General features: G+C 40.1%; 18 protein-coding genes. 12 read left to right on the top strand and 6 right to left on the bottom strand.

What is annotated here, in order from left to right:
- The first annotated feature begins 218 nt into the window (after positions 1-218).
- The 4 genes from ACOQO5_RS14365 to lpdA all read left to right on the top strand — a co-directional run bounded on the left by ACOQO5_RS14365 (position 219) and on the right by lpdA (position 6,372).
- Entirely contained in the window at positions 219-2,936 is a 2,718-nt protein-coding gene (locus ACOQO5_RS14365; RefSeq protein WP_420582379.1) for a 2-oxoglutarate dehydrogenase E1 component, read from the top strand.
- Between the two features lie 36 nt (positions 2,937-2,972).
- A complete protein-coding gene (gene odhB, locus ACOQO5_RS14360; protein ID WP_420582378.1) occupies positions 2,973-4,502 on the top strand; it encodes a 2-oxoglutarate dehydrogenase complex dihydrolipoyllysine-residue succinyltransferase in 1,530 nt (509 codons plus the stop codon).
- Between the two features lie 74 nt (positions 4,503-4,576).
- Positions 4,577-4,927, top strand: coding sequence for a four helix bundle protein (locus ACOQO5_RS14355; protein WP_420582377.1), 351 nt, complete (start codon positions 4,577-4,579; stop codon positions 4,925-4,927).
- Between the two features lie 50 nt (positions 4,928-4,977).
- Positions 4,978-6,372: a dihydrolipoyl dehydrogenase gene (gene lpdA / locus ACOQO5_RS14350; RefSeq protein WP_420582376.1), complete on the top strand. Its 1,395-nt coding sequence runs from the start codon at positions 4,978-4,980 to the stop codon at positions 6,370-6,372.
- 50 nt (positions 6,373-6,422) lie between these two features.
- Here lpdA and ACOQO5_RS14345 read toward each other — a convergent pair whose 3' ends face one another.
- Positions 6,423-6,773, bottom strand: a complete 351-nt coding sequence (locus ACOQO5_RS14345) for a DoxX family protein (RefSeq protein WP_420582375.1) — start codon at positions 6,771-6,773, stop codon at positions 6,423-6,425.
- 134 nt (positions 6,774-6,907) lie between these two features.
- Between ACOQO5_RS14345 and ACOQO5_RS14340 the strand changes: the two genes are divergently transcribed.
- Both ACOQO5_RS14340 and ACOQO5_RS14335 read left to right on the top strand, forming a co-directional pair.
- Positions 6,908-10,957, top strand: a complete 4,050-nt coding sequence (locus ACOQO5_RS14340; RefSeq protein ID WP_420582374.1) for a T9SS type A sorting domain-containing protein — start codon at positions 6,908-6,910, stop codon at positions 10,955-10,957.
- Between the two features lie 258 nt (positions 10,958-11,215).
- A complete protein-coding gene (locus ACOQO5_RS14335; RefSeq protein WP_420582373.1) occupies positions 11,216-12,613 on the top strand; it encodes a hypothetical protein in 1,398 nt (465 codons plus the stop codon).
- Here the strand turns inward: ACOQO5_RS14335 and ACOQO5_RS14330 are convergent.
- The 3 genes from ACOQO5_RS14330 to ACOQO5_RS14320 all read right to left on the bottom strand — a co-directional run bounded on the left by ACOQO5_RS14330 (position 12,610) and on the right by ACOQO5_RS14320 (position 15,120).
- The gene (locus tag ACOQO5_RS14330; protein WP_420582372.1) at positions 12,610-13,365 is read right to left on the bottom strand and encodes a toxin-antitoxin system YwqK family antitoxin; all 756 of its coding nucleotides are present in this window, start codon (positions 13,363-13,365) and stop codon (positions 12,610-12,612) included. The genes ACOQO5_RS14335 and ACOQO5_RS14330 overlap by 4 nt on opposite strands.
- Before the next feature lie 22 nt (positions 13,366-13,387).
- The gene (locus ACOQO5_RS14325; protein WP_420582371.1) at positions 13,388-14,479 is read right to left on the bottom strand and encodes a BT_3928 family protein; all 1,092 of its coding nucleotides are present in this window, start codon (positions 14,477-14,479) and stop codon (positions 13,388-13,390) included.
- Between the two features lie 89 nt (positions 14,480-14,568).
- Entirely contained in the window at positions 14,569-15,120 is a 552-nt protein-coding gene (locus ACOQO5_RS14320; RefSeq protein ID WP_420582370.1) for a DUF1599 domain-containing protein, read from the bottom strand.
- Positions 15,121-15,197: 77 nt separating this feature from the next.
- Here ACOQO5_RS14320 and folP point away from each other — a divergent pair, with 77 nt between their 5' ends.
- From folP to ACOQO5_RS14290, 6 genes are all read left to right on the top strand, one after another.
- Complete coding sequence (folP, locus tag ACOQO5_RS14315) at positions 15,198-16,043, top strand: dihydropteroate synthase (RefSeq protein ID WP_420582369.1); 846 nt, start codon at positions 15,198-15,200, stop codon at positions 16,041-16,043.
- Positions 16,040-16,945: a diadenylate cyclase CdaA gene (gene cdaA, locus ACOQO5_RS14310; protein WP_420582368.1), complete on the top strand. Its 906-nt coding sequence runs from the start codon at positions 16,040-16,042 to the stop codon at positions 16,943-16,945. Before folP ends, cdaA begins: the two co-directional genes overlap by 4 nt.
- Before the next feature lie 68 nt (positions 16,946-17,013).
- On the top strand, positions 17,014-17,505 hold the full coding sequence (locus ACOQO5_RS14305) for a DUF4293 domain-containing protein (protein WP_420582367.1): 492 nt from the start codon (positions 17,014-17,016) through the stop codon (positions 17,503-17,505).
- A gap of 188 nt (positions 17,506-17,693) precedes the next feature.
- Positions 17,694-19,586, top strand: coding sequence for a molecular chaperone HtpG (gene htpG, locus ACOQO5_RS14300; RefSeq protein WP_420582366.1), 1,893 nt, complete (start codon positions 17,694-17,696; stop codon positions 19,584-19,586).
- 129 nt (positions 19,587-19,715) lie between these two features.
- A complete protein-coding gene (locus tag ACOQO5_RS14295) occupies positions 19,716-20,537 on the top strand; it encodes a toxin-antitoxin system YwqK family antitoxin (protein WP_420582365.1) in 822 nt (273 codons plus the stop codon).
- 47 nt (positions 20,538-20,584) lie between these two features.
- The gene (locus ACOQO5_RS14290; protein WP_420582364.1) at positions 20,585-21,049 is read left to right on the top strand and encodes a GNAT family N-acetyltransferase; all 465 of its coding nucleotides are present in this window, start codon (positions 20,585-20,587) and stop codon (positions 21,047-21,049) included.
- A gap of 340 nt (positions 21,050-21,389) precedes the next feature.
- On the opposite strand, the gene ACOQO5_RS14285 is transcribed toward ACOQO5_RS14290, so the two are convergent.
- Both ACOQO5_RS14285 and ACOQO5_RS14280 read right to left on the bottom strand, forming a co-directional pair.
- Entirely contained in the window at positions 21,390-22,790 is a 1,401-nt protein-coding gene (locus ACOQO5_RS14285; RefSeq protein WP_420582363.1) for an MBL fold metallo-hydrolase RNA specificity domain-containing protein, read from the bottom strand.
- 74 nt (positions 22,791-22,864) lie between these two features.
- A complete protein-coding gene (locus ACOQO5_RS14280) occupies positions 22,865-24,274 on the bottom strand; it encodes an aldehyde dehydrogenase family protein (RefSeq protein WP_420582362.1) in 1,410 nt (469 codons plus the stop codon).
- Positions 24,275-24,461 lie beyond the last annotated feature (187 nt).

The raw sequence follows: 24,461 nt of genomic DNA, 5'->3' as shown, positions 1-24,461 counted from the left end.
ATAGTTTAAATGTTGTGGATCGCGTCCACGTATATTAAAAAGTCCGCAAATGTAGTGCTTTTTTTAGAATTAATTAAAAAAGTACTAAACAATGAAATTACAATTCTTCATAATGCTTGAATAACTCATAATATCTAATATAACTGGATACACGATTATACGGTTTTCAATTGTTTGATGAGGGTGTTATATTTGTGCCAGCAAAGATAAAAGAACCAATGGATAAATATTCTTATATCGCCAATGCACATAGTGGTGTGATTGATGATATGTACCAATCTTATAAAACTGACCCCAATTCGGTTGATGTTTCATGGCAACGATTTTTTGAAGGCTTTGAGTTTTCTCTCCAAAAGTATGGAGAAGAGGGGGGTGACGCAGCAGGTGGAGTTTCAAGCAAAGAGCTTGCTGTTCGTGACTTGATTCATGCTTACCGCTCTCGCGGTCATTTAAAATCTAACACCAATCCTGTACGACAAAGAAAGGACAGAAGGGCTTTACTAGAAATCGAAGATTTTGGATTGTCAAAAGAAGATCTGGAAACAGAATTTGAGTGCGGAAATATAATCGGTATTGGAAAGGCTTCCTTAAAGAAGATTGTTGATTCCTTAAAGGATATTTATGAAGGAACTGTTGGTTTTGAATACATGTATATCCGTAAGCCAGATATACTAGAATGGTTCAAAGAGAAAGTAGAGCGAGAGGCACTCAATTTTAATCCACCAGTAGAAGAGAAGAAGCAAATCCTTTCAAAGCTGAATGAAGCTGTGGTTTTTGAAAACTTCTTACACACAAAATATCTAGGCCAAAAAAGATTTTCACTTGAAGGAGGAGAAACAACTATTCCTGCCCTAGATGCAGCCATCAATAAGGGAGCCGAATTAGGTGTACAAGAAGTAGTGATGGGTATGGCACACAGAGGTCGACTCAATGTGTTGGTAAACATCATGGGTAAGACCTACGAGCAAGTCTTCAATGAATTCGAAGGTGGATATGTACCAGACCAAACCATGGGTGATGGTGACGTAAAATATCATATGGGATTCTCATCCCAAGTAGTTACGCCTTCAGGAAATACGGTTGATTTAAAGTTGGCTCCTAATCCATCTCACTTGGAAGCTGTCAATCCAGTGGTTGAAGGTTTTGCGAGAGCAAAAATTGATGGGTTGTATGAAAATGACAATTCGAAAATCATGCCTATTCTAATCCATGGAGATGCGGCTATTGCTGGTCAGGGTATTGGATATGAATTGGTTCAGATGTCTAAGCTTGAGGCCTATTCTACAGGAGGGACCATCCATTTTGTGATCAACAACCAAGTAGGATTTACAACGGATTTTGATGAAGCAAGATCTAGTATTTACTGTACTGACTTAGCCAAAACGGTGGATGCGCCAGTATTACACGTAAATGGCGACAATCCAGAGGCAGTAGTATTTTGTATGAAAATGGCTGTTGAGTATCGTCAGAAATTCAAGAGAGATATTTTCGTGGATATGGTTTGTTATAGACGTCACGGACACAATGAGTCTGATGAGCCGAAGTTTACTCAGCCATCTCTTTATAATAAAATATCAAAGCATGCCAACCCACGAGAGGTTTATAATAAGTCATTAATTGATAGGGGTGACATTGACGCAGGCTTGGCCAAGTCAATGGATAAAGAATTTAAGGCCATGCTTCAGGACCGATTGAACCAGGTGAAGCAGGATAAATTGCCATACACTTTGCAACAAAGTGAGAAGGAATTCTCTGAGATGAGGCTATCCAGACCGGAAGATTTTGATGAGTCTCCTGATACATCGATTTCTAGCAAAGCAGTGAAGGCTGTAGGAGAGGCAATGATGCAAGTGCCTAAGGGATTCAAACCTTTGAAGCAAATTGACAAGGTGTTGAAGCAGCGAAAAGAGATGTTTTTTGATAAAAAGGAACTGAACTGGGCTGCAGCCGAGATGTTGGCTTATGGGTCCTTGTTGCTTGATAATAAAACGGTAAGAATTTCTGGTCAGGATACAAAGAGAGGAACATTCTCACATCGTCATGCGGTGGTTCGAGATATGAATACCAATGAGCCATATAGCTTCCTGGATCATATCGACGGGTGTGAAAAAGATTTCAAAATATACAACTCACTACTTTCTGAGTTCGGCTGTATGGGGTTTGAGTTTGGGTACGCTATGGCGGATCCAAATGCAGTGGTTATATGGGAAGCTCAGTTTGGTGACTTTGCCAATGGCGCTCAAGTGATGGTGGATCAGTTTATTTCCTGTTCTTATACGAAGTGGAGGAGGATGAATGGATTGGTGTTGTTATTACCTCATGGCTATGAAGGTCAAGGACCAGAGCACTCAAATGCTCGACCAGAGCGTTATTTACAGTTGGCTTCGGGCAACAACATGTATATCTGCAATTTGACTTCACCAGCCAACTACTTCCACATGATCAGAAGGCAGTTGGCCATGCCATTCAGAATGCCGTGTATTTTAATGTCACCCAAATCATTGTTTAGACACCCTCAGGTAGTTTCTAAACTGGATGAATTTACTAAAGGTAAATTTAGAGAAGTGATTGGGGACGATTATGCAGACCCGAAGAAAGTGAAGAAGGTCTTGTTGTGTAATGGTAAAGTGTATTTCGATTTGCTCGAAAAACAACAAGCAGATAAGAGAAAAGATGTAGCTATTATCAGAGTGGAGCAATTGCATCCATTCCCTAAAAAGCAGGTAATGGCTGAACTCAAAAAGTACAAAGTGGATACCGTACATTGGGTTCAAGAAGAGCCAGAAAACATGGGAGCATGGTCATTCATTCTTAGAGTATTTAGAGAGGTGACTAAAGATGTGATTTCGCGAAAAGCGGCTGCATCTCCAGCTACTGGATATGCCAAAGTACATAAGCAAGAGCAAGAAGACTTGGTAAACAAGGCCTTTTCTTAAATTCAAACGAGACTTAAAAAATTTAACAATAAAGAAATGATTGAAGTTAAAATACCAACCGTTGGTGAATCGATAACCGAAGTGACGGTTTCGCAATGGACCAAGCAGAGTGGCGACTATGTTGAAATGGACGAAGTCATCTGTGAATTGGAATCTGACAAAGCCACATTCGAACTTAACGCCGAGGCAGCAGGTATCCTTACCATCAAAGTGGAAGAGGGTGAGACTATCGAAATTGGTACAGTAGTTTGTACAATCGATGAAACTGCTTCTGCAGGTGCGTCATCGGCTGCACCGCAAGCTGAGGCCGAAGCAGCTCCAGCTGCTGCACCAGCTTCATCTGGAGGAAAAACGGGTGAGACGTTAGAAATGAAGGTACCTACAGTCGGTGAGTCGATCACAGAGGTGACGATTGGTACCTGGATGAAGCAAGACGGAGATGTAGTTGAACTTGATGAGCCTATAGCAGAAATCGAATCAGACAAGGCAACATTCGAACTGGCCGCTGAAGCACGAGGTGTACTAAAGATCGTCGCTCAGGAAGGCGACACCATCGAGATTGGTGCTTTGATTTGTAAAATCGAAGTAATGGACGGTGCGGCAGCACCTGCTCCTTCTGTTTCTGCTACACCGGAAGCTACAGCTGAAACTCCTACTGGGGCTCCAGGTTATGCGGCTGGTCATCCGTCTCCGGCGGCTTCGAAAATATTAGCCGAAAAAGGAATCCCTGCAAGTGAGTTAACCGGATCAGGTGTCGGTGGGCGAATTACAAAAGAAGATGCACAAGCGGCACAAAAATCTTCGCCAGCAGCAACTTCTGCATCTGCGAAAGAAGCAGCTCCTGCTACTCCTGCATTTGGTGGTGGTAGAGAGCAGACCAGAAAGAAATTAACTCCATTGAGAAAAACGGTAGCGAAGCGTTTGGTTTCCGTAAAGAACGAAACCGCAATGCTAACTACTTTCAATGAGGTAGATATGAAGCCTGTGATGGATCTTAGAAAGAAATACAAGGATGCCTTCAAAGACAAATATGAGGTAGGTCTTGGATTTATGTCTTTCTTTATCAAAGCGGCTTGCCAAGCCTTGCAAGAATGGCCGGCAGTAAATGCCCAGATTGACGGAAATGAAATCGTGTACAATGATTTCTGCGATGTGTCGATTGCGGTATCAGCACCGAAAGGTCTGGTAGTGCCAGTGATAAGAAATGCTGAATCGCTTTCCTTCAATCAGGTGGAGAGTGAAGTGGTAAGATTAGCTAAAAAGGCAAGAGATAATAAGTTGAGCATTGATGAGATGCAAGGTGGCACGTTCACAGTGACCAACGGCGGAATCTTTGGATCGATGCTTTCTACTCCAATCATAAACGCTCCACAATCTGCAATATTGGGCATGCATAATATTGTCGAAAGACCTGTGGCGATCTACGGACAAGTGGAGATCAGGCCGATTATGTACTTAGCGCTTTCTTATGATCATAGAATTATTGACGGACGTGAATCTGTGAGTTTCTTGGTGAGAATTAAAGAGCTGCTTGAGGATCCGGCTAGGTTGATGCTTGGCATCTAGTAGTTTGTTTTGAGTACTGAGAATTGTGACTTTAGATTTTTGTATCTTCAATTTTGAACTAAATATCTAATCTTATGCACAATTACAAAGAGCTCAATGTCTGGAAGAAGTCGTTGGATTTAGCAGTAAAGATCTATGAAGAAACTGATTCATTTCCGTCTGAAGAGAAATTTGGATTGATAAGCCAAATCAGGAGATGTTCAGTTTCTATACCTTCAAATATTGCTGAAGGATCTGGTAGATCGACGAATAAAGACTTTAACAATTTTCTAGGGTATTCATATGGAAGCTCATGCGAATTGGAAACCCAACTGATTATTTCAAACAAAGTTGGCCTTATTGAAGGGAAAAAGTTTAATGACTTAAATAATGATATTCAAGACATCCAAAAAATGCTTTTTAGCCTGAGGAACTCATTAAAATAGTGCGGGTATGGGTCTCAATACCCATTACTCAAATCTAATTATACAATAATATGAAATACGACGTAACAGTAATAGGATCTGGCCCCGGTGGATATGTGGCAGCGATACGATGCGCACAACTGGGAATGAAGGTCGCGATAGTTGAAAAATATAATACACTGGGTGGTACCTGTCTGAATGTAGGCTGTATTCCGTCCAAGGCTTTGTTGGACTCGTCGCATCACTTCCATGATGCAGAGCATAGCTTCAAGGAACATGGGATCGATATTCCAGCTCCAAAGGTCAACTTCAAACAAATGATTGCCAGAAAGGGGGATGTGGTGAAGGCCAATACAGACGGCATTCAGTTTTTGATGAAGAAAAACAAGATAGATGTTTTTCATGGTCACGGATCTTTCGTGGACAAAAACACCATCAAAGTTGCTGGTGAAAAAGAAGAAACCATTTCTACCGATAAAGTGATCATCGCCACAGGTTCGAAGCCCTCTTCATTGCCGTTCATCAATATTGACAAGAAAAGAGTGATCACCAGTACCGAGGCCTTGGAATTGAAAGAAATTCCCAAGCACATGATCATCATCGGTGGTGGTGTAATTGGTTTGGAACTTGGTTCTGTGTATAAGAGATTAGGCGCTGAAGTTTCAGTCGTGGAGTTCTTCGACAGAATCATTCCTGGCATGGACGGTACCATGTCTAAGGAGCTGACCAAGTCATTGAAAAAACTGGGTGTGAAATTCTACTTGAAGCATAAGGTGACAGGTGTAGAATCCAAAGGAAAAAATGTTACTGTGAAAGCTGACACACCTAAAGGAGAGGTTTTAGAATTGAAGGGTGATTACTGCCTTGTATCTATTGGTCGAAGAGCTTATACTGATGGACTTGGCCTGGAGAACGTGGGAATTTCTACCGACAAAGCTGGAAGAGTCGAAACAGATGATCATTTGAAAACTTCAGTTGACAATATATATGCTATTGGAGATGTGGTGAAAGGTGCTATGCTGGCGCATAAGGCTGAAGAAGAAGGTGTGTTGGTTGCTGAGCAGTTGGCTGGGCAAAAGCCGCATATCAATTACAACTTGATTCCTGGCGTAGTGTACACTTGGCCGGAAGTAGCTGGAGTTGGCCAAACAGAAGAGCAATTGAAAGAAGCTGGTAAAGCCTATAAGGTAGGATCATTCCCATATAAGGCATTGGGAAGAGCCCGAGCCAGTATGGATACTGATGGAGTGGTGAAGATATTGGCTGACAAGGCTACGGATGAAATTTTAGGCGTACACATTATTGGAGCAAGGGCGGCTGATATGATTGCAGCAGGAGTTACGGCCATGGAGTTCAGAGCTTCTGCCGAGGATGTTTCACGTATGTCTCATGCACACCCGACCTATATGGAAGCCGTGAAGGAGGCTTGTCTGGCAGCTACTGATGCTAGACCGATTCATATGTAAACCTATGGTAAAAAATGAATGGAAGACCAGTTCTAAAGACTGGTCTTTTTTTATATTCTCTTCTCAAATAAGTAAGAAATCAGAAGCGTTACTATAGCAAAGGCAGCTAAGGTGTGGCCCCCATCTTGCGCCTGATAGTGAGCAAAAAATGCCAAAGTAAAATCAATCAGTAACCCCACATAAGCCCACTCTTTCAACGTATTTGATCTCCGTGTAACGATTGCTACTATAGCTAGTACCTTGGCAATAGCTAAAGGGGTCACTAAATATGGCGGATAATCCAGACGAATAAAGATGGATTTGACCTCTTCTGTATTGGTAAAATACATGCCTGCTGACAGGAGCATCAGAGCTGAGATCAGTCCTGTGGCAATCCAATAGATGATTTTGTCAGTTTTCATGTTTTATAATATTTGATTTTAACTAACGCTAATTGTCAATTTTATTTAAAATAAACTGTATATATCGATAAAATAATGGATTCAGTCGAAATCAACTAGTGCAACCTCTATATTGTTGCCAAATTTGCATCTACATGAAAAGGCTATTATTCTTAATTCTCAATTTGATATACACTTCATTTTCGTATGCCCTAGACTTCTATTGGGTGGGAGATGCAGGCAATTGGAGCGAATTTGCTACCCATTGGGCAACCACTTCTGGGGGAACGACTTTTCATACCAATTCACCCACAATTTCTGATAATGTCTATTTCGATGCTAATTCCTTTACCACAGGTTCTCAGACTGTAACAATAGACGAGGCGGCCTTTGCAGCCAATATAGATTTTACAGGAGTAACGAATAATCCTACTTTGGGAGAGGATGCGGCACACACAGTGACTATCGCCGGAGACCTCACGCTTACTTCCAACGTAGCAATAAGTCTTACTGGATTGTGGGATTTCACAAGTGCCGCAGATGTAAACATAGAACTGGGCGATGTGGCCAGGACTATTCCAGAAATGCAGTTTCCAAATGCGACAGGATTGATTACGATTAATACTGGTGAAGTGGCTAACTCAGTTGACCGTGTTACTTTCGGAGATATCACGGTTTCTACTAATGGATGTGATCTGACCATCGAGGACAATTTAGGAGGAGGCCGCTCGAATACCAACGTTAAAACTTTCGGCAACATAACGCTGCCAAACAATTGTAATTACGAGATAGCGGGTCCAGACGGTTCGGGATTCAGTGTTGGAGATGGACAAGTAATTACCGGTGTGCTGACGGCAGGAAATGGATGTAGGGGCAGAATTAGAGATGATTATGTTTGGTTTCAGGGCAATATTGACCTAGGCAATAACAGCCGATTTAGAACCTATAGGGAGGCAGAGTACACAGGCACAGATTTTATAGTAGGTAGCACTAATGGAAGCGGTATAGAGTTTTCACGAAACATAGAGATGAGTAGCAATATTCAAATTAATGGAGATGCTGCCCTTTCTTTTAACCGACAGGCGAACCTTACAGGCACCATGACAATCGCAGCTAGTGCAGAGGTCAGCTTGAGTAAATCAGGCTCTGGAAGTTTTGATATAACGGGTTTAGTTACATTAGGCAACAGTGCTTCATTGCAGGTGGGCGATGGGGCAAACGAACCATTTAGTTTTGGGGACATAAGCTGCGGATCTTCAGCAGAACTCACTTTCAACAATGGCACACAGACCGTATCTCTGGCCAATCTTACTTTGAGCGATTTTAACATATTGGAATTTAATAGTACCGGTACTGCCAGTTTTAGTGGCAATCTGAATTCATCAGGCAGTTGTTCAGATTGGAGAATTATCAAATCTAACGCTCCAGGAGTGCAGGCCGATGTAAGTTTCTCTGGTGCACAATCAATTGCTAGTAATTTTATCAGAGACATCAATGTGACCAGTACAAACCTTACCGAAACGGGAGGAATTGATGATGGAAACAATGCAGGCATCACATTCAATAGTAGTCATTCTCCCACTACTTTATATTGGCGTCAGATCAATTCTGGTGACTGGTCTGATGTGACCAGCTGGTCCACAGATCCAAACCTGCCTAGAAATTCAGGTTCCTGTATTCCTGGTCCATATGATGATGTGATTTTTGATGCAATTTCTTTCTCCGGTACAGACCCCACATTCAATATGGATTTAGATCAGGCATTTGTGAATAATATAGACTGGTCTGCTGTGAATACTGCAGCCGAATGGACCGGAGCCGCGGATAATGAGTTAATTGTTTTTGGAGACTTTACTTTTGATTCAGACATCACCAACAGCTTTACAGGCTCAACGACGTTCACGATGACATCTGTAGCGACGAATAATTTAACCCTGAATGGCGGATCTTTCAATGGTGATATCAATTTTGATTTTAGCGGAGGGACATGGGATCTACTTGATGATATGGATATCAATGGTGATGATTCCGACCTGACTATTACAAATGGTACGTTGAGTGTAGGCGCTAATAACATCACCATAGAAAACAATTGGACCGTGGCTGCTGGAGGTACATTTAACGCTGGAACTGGGTCGGTGACTTTCGATGGTCAAAACACGAGCTTGGACCAGGATATAGATCCTGGTAGTAGTGCCTTTTATGATTTGATTATAGATAGGGCTTCTAGTGGGGCTACAGGTATTGTTAGACCTTTGGCAAGTTTGACTGTTAACAATAACTTGACGCTAACAACTGGAAGGTTATACGATGATGGATTTCAGATTATTGGAAATGCCACGGGCACGTTATCAGCAGCTAACGGTACTAGAATGCGTCTGGGCACAACAGCAATCGCTACCAATTTCCCAACTAACTTTCTACCGGGCAATGTTTCATTAGGCAACAACAGTAGAGTAGAGTATAATTCAAGAATAAATCAAGATGTAGCAGGAGGGTTTGATTATGGCCTACTTATTATCAGTGGAGGAGGATCAACTTCAAGAACCAAAACTTTACAAGGCGCTATCGGTATCAATCGAGCATTTCAAATTCAAATTTACAATGACTTTGCAGATAATGGATTTCAAATAACTGGCACAGCCGGTCAAACCATAACCATGCAAGCCAATACATCACTAACGATAGGGACACAAACAACAACCAGTCAGTTTCCAACTGGGCATGATGGCTTTAGTCTCGATGCGAATTCTACAATCACGTACGCTTCTGGCCAGAACGACAATCAAACCATCAAAGATTTGAATGGTGGAGGAGACGCGAGCTATGCCAATCTGGTCTTAACCAATGCCTCAGGAGTGATGAGAACAAAAATCCTGGATGGAAACATTGATGTTCGAGGAGACCTTACTATTGGTGATGCCAACACGCTCGATTTTGATGGCACGAACAATTATAGCATTTCATTACAAGGAAATCTTTCAGGAGCAGGAACCGCTACCCTACAGCCCCAGCAAGGAATTTTTACCTTTAATGGATCGGCAGCACAAAGCTTGGATTTAGGAGGAAATGATATTGACACCTATGGTTTAGTATTGGACAACTCTGCGGGATTTTTATTGAATGACAATATGAACATTGGTGGAGCGGCCACTTTTACTGATGGTATAGTTGTACCTCAAGCGGGTGAGGTTCTTTCTTTTGGTGATGCCTCAAGTGTGTCGGGTTCTAGCGATATAAGTTTTTTTACCGGCGCTGTAGAGAAAGTGGGGAATGATGCAGATCCTTTCGTGTTTCCTATAGGAAGTGGAACTACATATAGACCACTATCTATCTCTGCTGCCGGAACAGATACAGATGCAATACAAGCACAGTACTTTCCTTCGAATCCGGGAGCTACTTATGATCCAGATACCAAGGCTGGGACGATAGATCATATTAGCTCCTTAGAATATTGGGATGTAAGCGCAACCAATGGCACTCCGACAGTGGATGTGACTTTGTCATGGAACGCTGCCAGTCAAGTGGATGATTTGTCTAGTTTGATTGTTACGAATTGGGGTGGAGCCCAATGGGAAAATTTGGGAGGGTCAACTTCTGGTAACACCACGGCTGGGGAGGTAACGGCATCTGGCGTCAGTGCATTTGATTTTTTTACGCTAGCATCCACAAATGGGAATAATCCTTTGCCAGTAGAATTTATTTCTTTTGAGGCATTATCAATACTGGATGGAGTAAACCTCTCATGGAGAACTGCCAGCGAACTCAATAACGACTACTTTGAAGTACAGAGATCCATCGACAATAAAGATTGGAAAAGAATTGGTAAGGTTGATGGTGTGGGTACTACCAATGAAATGCAGTCGTATAGTTTTACCGATTATTCAAATGCTGGTGTGGCATATTATCGCCTAAAGCAAGTAGACTACGATGGTCAGTTTGAGTATTCGGAAACACTCATGGTAACATCAAACAAAGGAACTCAGATCGTGATTTATCCAAATCCAAGTCAGGGAATATTGGATATTGTATCTGATGGTCAGGTTGATCTTGTACAGATCATGAATCTACAAGGCACGATTGTATATGATCAAAGTGGGCAAGAGGGTCAGATCAACCTAAATCATTTAAAAGCGGGTCTATATTTTATAAAAATTATTATTGATCATCAAAGGGTGATTCAGCGGCTGACCATTGAAAGGTAATCTTAATTTCATAGATATTTAGTTAGTGAAATAATGTTTAGAAAATATTAATTAGTAGCATTGTGGTTGGCGCAATCGTATTTTATGAAAAATCTCTTTCTACTAATTTTTCTTCCCTTGTTATTGTCATTGAGCAATTTTCTCTATTCTCAAACTGACAGTTTAGTTCTAATAAGCGATTTAAATTTTTCTTCAGAGTATGAAAAAAAACAGTACCTAAAACTACTTAAAGGAGAAGAGGTCTATTTTGAATCATTGATGGCAATAAACTTGGAGTCAGACCCCAGTTCCGTTGCTCAGGATAAAATGATGTTTACAAATGAAATAGGACAGCTCAAAAGAACCAATAAGCCAACTGGATCAGGAAAAATTAAATACTACAAGGAGGTTTATGATCACGTGCACGAAAGATTCTTCAGAAAGTATGAATTACATCAATATTTCAATGAAGTGTTTACCGACGGTACTTACAATTGTGTATCAGGATGTGCGATATATGCATTGGTCTTTGACGAGTTGGGTATAGATTATTCCATTAAAGAAACACCAACACATGTTTACATTGTCTTAGAATCTGATGGCAATCAGTATTTAATAGAAACCACAGATCCAAGTGGTCGATTTAATAAGTTTAGCAAGAATTTTAAATCTCATTTTATAAAGCAACTACAAGCGGCAAAGCTTATAGATGAACAAGAATATAGAAGTACGGATGTTGAAGATTTATTTGAAAAATATTATTTCACGGATGTGAGTTTGTCTTTGAAAGAATTGATTGGAGTTCAATATTGGAATGATGGTATTTACAAGTTTCAGGAAGAGGCTTATCAGGAAGCAGCCAATTCGTTTAAGAAGTGTTATTTACTGTACCCGAACGAAAAGGTAAAAGACATGCTGTTGGCCACTTTAGGGGTTCTGGCAAGTAAGACAAATTATCAAAACTTGGAAGATGTGGCTTTGATTAGTGGCTTGTCCCGATATAGCGAGAGTGAAATTGGTGATGTAGAACTAAAAAATGAATTTTTAAGATTGACTAACTATCAATTGGTTGAAAAGAGAGATATTGTTTTATATGAAAAGAGTTATGAACTCTTACTTGACCAAATCAAAAGAGAGAAATTAAAAAGTGAAATTAGCTTTGCATATAACTATGAGAGAGCCAGGCTACTGCATAATCGAGGTAGGTACAGAGCTGCAATTGGTTATGCTGAAGGTGCCTATGAGTTAAAGCCAAAGAATATTGATGCTGAATCACTTTTTCTATCTACACTGGGTCAGTATCTACAATATTCTAGGGATCGAGTAGAGTCATATTCAATGCTGGATAGCTTAGTGCAAAATCATGAGACTCTTCTTGAGAACAATAAATTTGGCGGCTTATTTTTAAATATGAACCTTATCTGTATGGCTGAGTATTACAAGGAGAACAAGTTTGGAGATGGGAATTACCACAAAGAAAAATTTGAAAGTCTCTATGATGCAAACCCATTTTTTCAAGTTGATGATCAGTTGATTGGTCATGCATATTCTCAATTAGCTGTTTATTACTTTAAGAGAGGTCAATATACATCTGCCAGGAAAGTACTAAAAAAGGGAATGACGTATGCTCCTTATAATCAAGAATTAAAAAGTAGAATGAGAGCTGTGAACTATTAGCCTTCAATGGCTAGGTTGAAAGTCAAATTCCGGTACAAGTAATTCCCACGCTTGGTTTTAACTCGCCCTACAACTGGGATTTTTTTCATAATAAATTCACCAACATATGGTCGATAAATCAAAGTGCCTTCATAGTTGACTTCTGGAATCTTACTCAGGGAGTATTCGTTGAAAAATTTCCCTTCCACTAATTCTCCAATAAAAAAATCGGCTCTTTTGTTATCTTTTGTAAAATAAAATTTCACCAAATATTCGCCATGAGTATCTAGCCGGTCTACTACTTTGTATTTTAGTTCTGGATAAGAAGAAACTTCTTTTCCTGACTTTAAGAATTCTTTCAAGTCAGCCCCGGGCAGATCCTCCTTGTAAGAAATTGTGGATGAGATCTTGCCATTTGTAAAAAAGGACGTCCTCGGGCCTTCTTTTTTGTCATCTCTATAGGTGGTTTCTCTTCTTACTTTACCAGATTCGTAAAACAACTTTGAAGTTCCGTTTTTCATTCCGTTTTCATATTGAATTTCTAAATGAAGCGAGCCATTTTTAGAATAGCTCTTTGAAATTCCATGTTTTAGACCAGCCTTGTAGTTGATTTCAGAATAGAGACTACCATCTTTTCGCTTAGTTATTACAAGTCCGTCCTTTTTTTCTACAGGCTGACCCACCTGCACTGTGTTCTGATTAGGCAGCCAGGTAAAGCCATCACAGGACATGAGAAAAACAAACAATGAAAGAGTTATTTTGGATGATTTCATTCGTATAAATTAATCAATTTTTCTACTTCACCAAATCCAAAACCTCACTATAATTCGGTACATCATTATAGTGCCATTTGCCTTTTACAGTTCCATTGGATAGCATCCACAATCCGGGATTCGATCGAGTGATCGTTTTTAATACCGTGGCATCTGTGTAATAATATGGAATGTTTAGCGCCACTTCTTGCTGGAATTCTTCGAATGTAGAGCCATCCGAGGCGGTCAAGGCATAGATTTCTATTTTGTTGCCTAGTGCCTTGATTAAGTTGTTGACATCTAATAAACTGGATTTTTCTGTTTTGGTCACATCATACAAAATCACAAAAAGTTTATTGCCTTCAAAGACTTCTGAAGTGAAGTCTCCGTCGTCATTCCAAACGCCAAAATCCGTGATTTTGGGAGCGGCCTCTGGATTCAAATGATTCATCGCGACAAATTTGTAGGCAGGGTCTGTAGGGTAAGATTCAAATTTGAATTCTTCTCCGTCCTTTTCCATTACATATTCATAGATGTATTCAGCTGATGGCTGCATTTCTGTGGGTATATGATTGCCAATTTTATATGCTCTGAAATCGATAAATGGCAAATGAGCTACAGCATAAAGTGCTAACCCTAAAGAGAGTGCAAGCGACCCACCCACTATAAAATGGCCTCGCTTTTCCTCAGCTTCAGTTTGCGGATCATGCTGGCTGAGATATAAGAATATAATCATGACCAGCAGTACAATATCCTTGATGAAGGACTCCCATGGGGTAAGCTTGATGGCATCACCAAAACATCCACAATCTGTAACGCTATTGGTAATAGCCGACCACCCAGTGAGAAAGGTAAAGAATACTATGATTGCCAATAGGGCTTTCAGTGTCCAATTCTGTTTGTAGTTGATAATCAAAGCAATTCCAAGTACCACTTCTAGGACCACCATAAATATGGATATCGGAAGAGCAATCGGAACAAATAAGTGGAAGAAATTGGCAATCTCAAGAGAAAATATCTCAAAGTACTCCTCCATTTTGATCGCCGTTCCTACCGGATCATTCACTTTGATCAATCCTGAAAAAATGAATAATCCCCCAACGAAATATCTTACAAGGTTCAATGCTAGTTTCATGTGCTGATTGTTTTGGGTCCTAAAAATAGTGAAGTATCTGTATGTTATTTTTTAGCGCTTGGTCAATAACAAGTATTTAACAATTGGAGTTATTGTTGGTTAGTAAACCCCATTAAAATCAAACAAAAAACAGAATAGTTAATCATATCTTGATAATTGGCTTCTACACCTTCAGAAATCAAAGTTTTACCTTGGTTGTCCTCTATCTGCTTGGTTCGTAAAATTTTCATTAAAATAATATCTGTCATCGACGATACTCTCATATCACGCCATGCTTCGTCGTAGTCGTGATTTTTGTTGGCCAAAAGATCTCTGGTCTCTTCTGCTATGCCAGTGTACATCGGTTCTAGTGTTTCGTACGGAATTTCCATACCTTCATCTCCATTCATTCTTACCTGCATAATGGCCATAATACAGTAGTTGATAATAGCCACGAATTCTCCGGCAATATCTTCCTGAATTTTTTGTTCTCCTTTTTCCTGAATCGAGCGGATACGCTTAGCTTTTATGAAAATCTGGTCAGTCAAAGATGAAGCTCTCAAAATCCGCCAGGCTGTGCCGTAGTCCTTGGTTTTCTTTTCAAAAATGTCTTTACAAGCCTTTATAACTTCAGTATATTCGCCTACCGTTTTTTCTTCCACTATTTTGTCTGATTTTATTGTAATGAACGGCTAAAATTAAGGCGTAAATAGCTGGCAACAAATTATTTCAGAAATTAATGACAGCTTCTAAATTCATAAATGTAAAAGGAAATTTGATGGCCTTGTCCTCACCCAGGGTGATGGGAATTATAAACCTTACGGCTGATTCCTTTTATGATGGTGGAAAAATCAAATCTGACAAAGATTTGTTGATGAAAGTAGAAAAAATGGTGGAGGAAGGTGTGGATATATTGGATGTTGGGGCTTACTCCAGTCGCCCAGGTGCCACAGATATACCCATGAAAGAGGAATGGGAGGCAGCAGTCGATGGTATCGATAGTATTTTGAAGCATTTCCCAGAATCAATTATTTCTATAGACACATTTAGAGCTACAGTGGCCAAAGGGGCTCTAGAGCATGGTGCATGTATAGTCAATGATATATCTAGTGGAAATCTGGATACGGGAATGTTCGACCTATTGGCTGAAATGAATGTACCCTATATCATGATGCATATGAAGGGTAATCCACAGACCATGGCCAATCTTACTGACTATGATCGCATGGTTTCGGAGATTATTGATTATTTTAATGCCAAGCTCAAAACCTTAAGAAGTCGGGGTGTCAAGGATATTATCATTGATCCAGGTTTTGGCTTTGCAAAAACTAAAGAGCAAAGTTTTGAGTTATTAAATAAGTTGGACTTACTGAAAATTTTGGAAGTGCCTATGCTGTGCGGTGTGTCTCGCAAATCGATGATATTTAAAGAATTGGGAACCACGCCGGACGAAGCGCTCAATGGTACGACAGCACTAAATATGGCTTGTTTAATGCATGGAGCTTCTATTTTGCGAGTACACGATGTAAAGGAAGCCAAAGAGACTATTAAGCTGTTCGAAGCAATGACAAAAAGTTACGCATGATATTAGGATTTCAAATAGGGTTTTTAGAAATAGGATGGGTAGATGTCTTCGATATCCTATTCGTCAGCTTTTTCTTATACCATGTATATAAGTTGATGAAAGGAAGCGTGGCCATAAAGATCTTTCTTGGTTTCTTGTTTCTCTATTTGATTTACCTGGTGGTAAAGGCTGTGGATATGGAACTCCTCAGTATCATACTTGGTCAGTTCATGGGAGTAGGGGTTATTGCTGTAATCGTTTTGTTCCAACAGGAAATCAGAAAATTCTTATTGCTACTAGGAAAAACTACCGTTTTTGAAGAAGGCAATATCCTAAAAAATGTCCAGCAATTTTGGCAAGAGAAGTATGACAAAAACCATTTGGATGTAACACCGATTATAGATGCGATCAAGAATATGGCCGGTTCTAATACTGGAGCATTAATCGTATTTTCAAGAAGCTCTGAATTGAAATTTTTTGCTGACTCTGGTGATCGATTGGAAGCCAAGATTTCCAAAAGGTTGATTTTAGCAATCTTCAATAAGTTGTCGCCACTTCATGATGGGGCAATTATTATCAATGACAATAGAGTTGTAGCTGCACGATGTATTTTACCAGTTTCGGAGCGTGACGATATTCCAGCCCAGTTTGGTCTTCGTCATAGAGCGGCGCTTGGTATGTCCGAAACTACAGATTCCCTGGTTGTCATTGTTTCCGAAGAAACAGGTCAGTTGACGACTGCCAGAAGTGGTGAGTTTGAGTATAACTTGTCTACTCAGGAAATACGGGCTAGAATCAATGAATATCTAAGTAATTTGGATGAAGCCAAAAATGAAAGCTTGATGGCTAAAGCGATTAAAACAGAACAAAAAGAGCAAGTTTCGAAAGAAGAATCTACAAAATCGCAACTTTCGATAGACTGAGCAAATTCTAATTTCAAGTCCATAATTTGAGAAACAATTCTCTACTTTTGCCCAAATATTAAAATCTTATGATACAAAGAATTCAATCTATATTTCTATTTGGCGTAGCGGCATGTATGGTTACCATGCTGTTTTTTCCGATTTGGAATAAATTAGATGGTGAGAAAAATGAGTTGGTAGAATTGACCGTTTTGAAATTCTCACATACCAAAAAGGACATCGAAACTGGAGAAATAGCTGTGATTGCTGAAGGCCAAACTTTCTATATAGCTATCCTGGCTATCCTGGCAGCGGGAGTAGCACTTTATTCAATTTTCAAATATGAAAATCGTTTACTTCAGATGAAGCTCGGTGCATTAAACTCTCTTTTTATGGGTGGAGTTATGGGACTCATAGTTTATCACGTTTATCAGGCCGAGCGTATGATTGCCCCGACTCAACAAGGCAATTACCTCTTTGCTTTCTATCTAGGAGTATCAGCTTTGTTGTTCAATTTACTTTCCAATCGTTTTATCCGTAGGGATGAGAAACTGGTAAGGTCTGCTGATCGTATTCGATAAATAGCTCTATGAACTTTTCCAAAGTTCTAAACTTTGGAAAAGTTAGGCAGTTGAAAACTGTCAAAAAATCCTAATCCGCTGACATTCTGTCGCGGATTTCTTTTTTATAGGCTTTGGAATGGCATTTGATTAGACCCCAGCACCGGAGCAATCCGATCAAAATTTAATTCATTAAATAAAAATATATCATGCAAGAGAAAGGTAATATTTCGATTCACACCGAGAATATTTTTCCCATCATCAAGAAGTTTCTTTATTCAGATCATGAGATCTTCTTAAGAGAATTAGTATCCAATGCAGTAGATGCTTCACAAAAATTGAAGCAGCTTTCGGGCATGGGTGAGTACAAGGGCGAGCTTGGCGATTTGACTGTTGACGTAAGCTTCGACGAAAAGGCAAAGACCATCACGATTTCTGATAAAGGTATTGGAATGACCGCAGATGACATCAAAAAGTACATCAATCAAATTGCTTTCTCAGGCGCCACTGAGTTTGTAGAGAAATACAAAGACAAAGGAGACGAACAGCAAATTATTGGACACTTTGGGTTGGGGTTCTACTCTGCCTTTATGGTGGCCGATAAAGTGGAGATCAACTCGCTTTCTCACGTAGAAGGTTCTGAAGCTGCCAACTGGATTTGTGATGGTAGTACTGAGTTCGAAATCACTGCGGGTACAAGAAAAGAAAGAGGAACAGATATCATTCTTCATATCAATGAAGAATCTGAAGAATTCTTGAATCAAGCCAGACTTCAAGGCATCCTTTCAAAGTATTGTAAATTCTTGCCTGTTGAGATCAAGTTTGGACAGAAAGACGAAAGTGTACCTGACGGCGAAGACAAAGATGGTAAGCCTCAATACAAGACGGTCAAGAAGGACAACATTATCAATAACCCAACGCCGCTTTGGACGAAGTCTCCATCGGAGTTGAAAGATGAAGATTATTTAGCTTTCTACAGAGAGCTATATCCGATGTCAGAAGAGCCACTTTTCTGGATTCACCTGAACGTAGATTACCCATTCAATTTGACGGGAATCCTTTACTTCCCGAAAGTGAAGAATGAGCTAGAACTGCAGAAGAACAAAATTCAATTGTATTCTCGTCAAGTGTTTATCACTGATGAGGTAAAAGATGTAGTGCCTGAATTCTTGATGTTGCTTCATGGTGTGATTGATTCACCTGATATTCCTTTGAACGTGTCGAGAAGTTTCTTACAGGCTGATGGTGCGGTGAAGAAAATCAATACTTACATCACTAAGAAAGTAGCGGACAAATTGAACGAATTGTTCAAGAAAGACAGAAAAGCTTTCGAAGACAAGTGGGAAAACATTGGATTGTTCGTGAAGTATGGTATGTTGAGCGATGAGAAGTTTTATGACAAAGCTAAAGACTTCGCCTTGTTGCAGAATACAGACGATGAGTTCTTTACTTTCGATGAATACAAAGAGAAGACATCAGCGCTTCAGAAAGATAAAGATGACAATTTGGTGTATCTGTATGCTACTGAGCCTGCTAAGCAGCATGCCTTCATTGAGTCTGTGAAAAACAAGTCATACGACGTGCTGAAATTTGATGGGCCATTGGATAGCCACTTCATAGGCACTTTGGAGCATAAACTAGAGAAAACACAGCTTAAGCGTGTTGACGCTGAAACCGCGGATAAACTGATTGACAAAGACGAAAAAGTAGAGTCTGTGCTTTCAGACAAGGAGAAAGAAACTGCAAAGGATCTTTTCGAAAAGGCGATAGACGATAAAAATTCTACAGTAAATGTAGAGTCACTATCACCGGATGAAATGCCTGTAATTGTGACCATGCCTGAATTCATGAGAAGAATGAAGGATATGCAGAAGCAAGGCGGAGGCGGTATGATGATGATGGGTGATATGCCAGATCAGTATACCGTTGCGATAAATGCTAATCATCCATTGGTTTCTAAGATCTTGAAAGCCAAGAAAGCTGAAAACAAGGAACAATTGGCTCGTCAGGCTTATGACTTGGCCTTGCTTTCACAAGGATTGTTGGAAGGCTCTGCTTTGACTAGTTTCATCAAGCGATCTGTCGCTATCAGCGCAGAATAATTTCCAGGTCTTAGACCTATTTTAGATAGATATAAACCTCTGAGTCAATAGCTCAGAGGTTTTTTATTTACACACATCTTTATAGCTTTGAATTTGGCAATGAATGAAATCGATTGTCGTTCAAAAATTATGTTCAAAAGCTTCTTATCATATTGTCTTTTAATTTTCCTTGCAGGATTCACATTTAAAGCGAAGTCGCAGGATTATACTGAAGATGATTTTGAATCTCAGTATGAAAAACCACTGACGGTAGATCTCGATGCTACGGACTTGGAAAGTATACTTGAGCCCAAGAAGAAGAAACCGAAGCGGAATGTCTTTTATGGGAAAAAGACCAGAAAGGGATTTACCAGACAAGGCTTTGGAGGAAATACCGTCACGGAGTTATTTACGGTGCTCAAAGTTTATGAAGACCCTTTGCCGTATGTCAGAGACATCTATTGGTATGATTTTAGAAAAAGAAAGATCATCAGATCTCGAAAAATAAATAAAGACAATGCTGGCATATTACATGGGCCGTACAAAAAGATGTTGGGTGATCAGGTGATTGAGGAAGGCATATTCTATATGGGTACCAAACATGGTCGATGGTCTACCTGGAACAAGCACAACATTCTACAGACCAAAGAGAAGTACTACAAAGGATGGCCAAAAGAGTCTTTGGTGGCTTACCACAACAAAGAGAAAAAGCAACTGGAAGAAATCATCCCAGTACATTTTGGGGAGAAGGAGGGTAATTACTATGCCTTTCACAAAAGTGGAAATCTGGCTGCTGTAGGAGAGTATCACTTCGATCATAAGGTTGGCCTTTGGCGAGAATACTATGATATAAGGAATAGAAGGAAGCGTGAAATCGTTTACTCCAAAGACCCATTTGATGATGAATTTCGTCCGTACATCATTCGTGAATGGGACAAAAGAGGAAAATTGATCTACGAGAGAAAAGAATAACTAAAATCGTCTGTCGGGCGTAATCAAGAGACATCAAAAAGTACAAAGTGAAAAACATTTCTATCCGACCGGCAACTCAAAGTGACTTACCCATATTATACGAATTTGAGCAAGGCATCATCAAAGCTGAAAGACCATTCGACCCAACATTAAAGGCTGATCCTATTAATTATTATGATTTGAAGGAACTGGTCGAATCAGATCGTGCCTCTGTGGTAGTGGCAGAGGATCAGGGGAAGATAGTCGCGTCTGGTTATGCCAATATTATTGAAGCCAAAGATTTTTTCAAACATGCGAGGTATGCCTATCTGGGATTTATGTTTGTAATGCCCGATTATAGAGGCAAAGGCCTAATCAGCCAAATATTGGATGAATTAAAAAGTTGGAGTAAGGCTCTAGGAATCAACGAAATCAGATTAGAGGTATACGATGACAATGACCCTGCCGTTCGCGCTTATGAAAAAGCCGGATTTAAAAAACATATGGTGGAAATGAGAATGTCTATTGGTTAGAAGCACTGAAGGTATGACAAGCTCTTAGATCCGACGAACCTCGTTTAATGCTACAGATGAAAGAAAAGTATAAATATATTCTTATCGCTTGGTGTGGGATAATGTCTCTGGTTTTTGGACTCGTGTTCGGTTATATTTTTATTTTTCATCCTGACCAAAAGTACAAATTGGCAACAATCTTATGTATAATCTATGGAGTCATCCTAGCAATAGGAGTTAGGAAAATTTCGGCCAAATCAAAACAATAAGATCTCCTGTATTTTCTTCCATCACTAGGCCAAATCGTGATCATTTAACCATAGGATAACTGCGGCAACCCTGCATGATCCTATTGCTATAATTAGATGCCGCGAAAGAGCTCGATGCTTTCAAGATACTGGGGAACTATAACATTAGACCAAGCCAAACTACTGCTTATCTTATTGGCAAAGGTTTTAGCACTATCCGGTTCGCCATGAACCACAAAAGTATATTTCGGTGGTCGACTGATTTGACTTACCCACTGCATGAGCTCAGATTGGTCAGCATGAGCGGATAGTCCATTTAAGTATTTTATATGAGATTTGATTGGGACTTCCAATCCAAAAATTCTGGATGTTTCATCTCCCTCCAGGATTTTCCTACCCCTTGAGCCTATGGCTTGATACCCAACAAAGAGTAGAGTGTCATTTTTTCTTGGAAGCCGATGAAATAGATGGTGAAGAATTCGACCGCCGGTACACATGCCGCTTGCAGAAATAATTATGGCTCCTTTTTCAATGTTATTCAGATTGTTGGATGATTCTTGAGATTTATAATATTGAAAATGACCGTCATCAAAAATAGATGCATGTTCATTTTTACCTACGCTCAACTTGTGGTCTTTTCTATGTTTCTTGTGTAAGTAAGTGGCATTGATGGCCATGGGACTGTCTATGTACACTTTACAATCAGGAATAAGTTTCTTTTCCAGCAAGTGATGAAAATAATAAAGCAAGAGTTGTGTTCTACCCACAGCAAACGAAGGAATGAGCAAACAACCCTTTTGTTCAAAGGCTTCATTGACTATTTGAGCCAACCTAGTTTCAGTTGAATCTTCCTCATTCATGCGATCGCCGTACGTCGACTCCACAAACAATACATCAGCATGTTTTATGGCGGTAGGGTCGTACAGCAACGGCTGATCGTATCTCCCTAAATCACCAGAGAAAACGATGGTCTTTTTTTGAATAGGTCCTAGTATGTCCAGAGATACAATGCTAGACCCCAGGATGTGTCCAGCATCAAAAAATGTAGCCTGGATTGTAGGAATGATAGACAAAGTATCTTTATATGCTACACTTTCTAACAAAGCGAGTGCCTGTTCTGCATCCCTTATGGTAAATAAAGGTTTGGGTGGATTGTGTTTGGAGTATCCTTTCTTTTTAGCAAATTCAGCTTCCTCTTCTTGTAGTTTGGCTGCATCCTTAAGTAAAATTTCGAGAAGTGATGCCGTTGCAGCCGTGCAATATACTGGGCCGGTAAACCCTTCCTTTACCAGCAACGGTAAGTATCCTGAATGATCAATATGGGCGTGCGTAATTATTACGGCATCTATGGTGGCAGGATCAAGTGGGAATTTATCCCAGTTTCTAAGGCGAAGTTCTTTCAGTCCTTGAAAAAGCCCACAATCCAACAGTATTTTGAATTTGTCGATTTCCAACAAATATTTTGATCCGGTCACAGATCGGGCGCCTCCCAAAAATTTGACTCTCACATTCATGTATTAAAGATGTGAAATCAATGGATGCTATCCTATGACAAATATGGCTATCTAGAACTGATGTACGTCACCTTTTAGAACCACTTTATCAAAAAATTGACCACCCATTTTTTGAATCCATTGAATGGAGGGTAGAAAAGTAAGGCGTTCGTTAAGCCTATGCGTTGACTGAGGACAGACTTTTGATTGGAGAATTCCAGAAATCCGTATTTGCCATGAGACTTACCTATGCCACTGTGATTCACTCCACCAAAAGGTAAATTAGGATGAGCGTATTGCACCACCACATCATTGATGACCATGGAGCCAGCCGAGGTGGCTTGAGTGATTCGCTTTTTCATTTTTCCACTTTTGGAAAAAAGATAGAGCGATAGGGGTTTGTCATTTTGATTGATATGATCAACTACCTGATTGATGTCGTCATACACTTTCAGGGGCATGATGGGACCAAAAATTTCTTCCTGCCAAATACGATTGGATTCATCTATATTAGAAAGTAAGGTCGGTTCGATAAATTTCTCTTCTGCATTGTGCTGACCACCAAACTCGATGTTGGCGCCTGAGTTTTTGGCTTCCTCCAGAATTTCTACTAATCTGCTCGCATGTTTCACATTGACCAAACGGGAATAATCACTGGTATTTTCCATGCCTTCGCTTTTGCTGTCAAAGAGTTGGGCCACGTATTTTTTGGCCGAGGCTACGAACTTGTCTTTTACATTTTCATGAATGAAAATGTAATCCGGAGCAATACAAGTCTGGCCGTTGTTGGTGAATCTGCCCCAGACAATTTTGCGAGCGGCATCGTCTGCATTGGCGGTTTCGTCAATAATTACCGGAGACTTGCCACCCAGCTCCAGCGTGACAGAACTTAGGTTCTTGGCAGCGGCGCCCATGACGATTTTTCCTACATTGGTACTGCCCGTAAAGAAGATGTGATCAAATGGTAATTCAAGCAAAGCAGTAGTTTCAGGTATGGCACCTTCTATCACTGTTACCACATCCGGCTCAAATACCTCTTCTACCATTTCTTTGATCAGTTGAGAAGTGGCAGGTGTATTTTCCGAGGGCTTTAAAATGGCCGTATTTCCTGCCGCAAGGCAAGAAGCCAGCGGGCTACCTATCAGATTGAAAGGAAAATTCCATGGCGCAATAATTAAACAAACGCCTTTGGGTTCCGGTTGGATTTTGCCTGAGGTTCCGAGATAGGTGAGTCCGGGAGAGACTCGCTGTGGCCGCGCCCACTGGTGGAGGTGGCTCAGCGCATCGTTGATTTCTGTGGTGACGGTAAATATCTCAGAGATGTCAGTGTCGGTTGCTGATTTTCTGAGGTCTCTATGCAGGGCCTCTTGGATTATATCTTTATTGTTCAAAATCCAGGTTTTTAAGGCTTTCAGTCTTTTTCTTCGGTGCTCAATGGGTTCTGTTCGAAGCTCCAGACTTCTGGATTTTTGCTTATCAAATTGGGACTGAAACTGATTGGACATAGAGATGTTTGTTTAATAAGTAGCCAAGAAAGATAATGAAGACAAACCACATATAGAATTTGTTTAGGCAATGACCATGAATATTCTGCCAAAATCCTGGCTGATTATCACCAATAGCTCATTTTCATTAGTTTGTTTGTTAACAATTACGTAACATTGGATTAACATTAAGAAAATTCAATAAACA

Origin of the sequence: Reichenbachiella sp. (assembly GCF_965223055.1) — a bacterium.
In the GTDB taxonomy this organism is placed as follows: domain Bacteria; phylum Bacteroidota; class Bacteroidia; order Cytophagales; family Cyclobacteriaceae; genus Reichenbachiella.
This window is presented reverse-complemented; position numbering and strand designations above follow the sequence as displayed.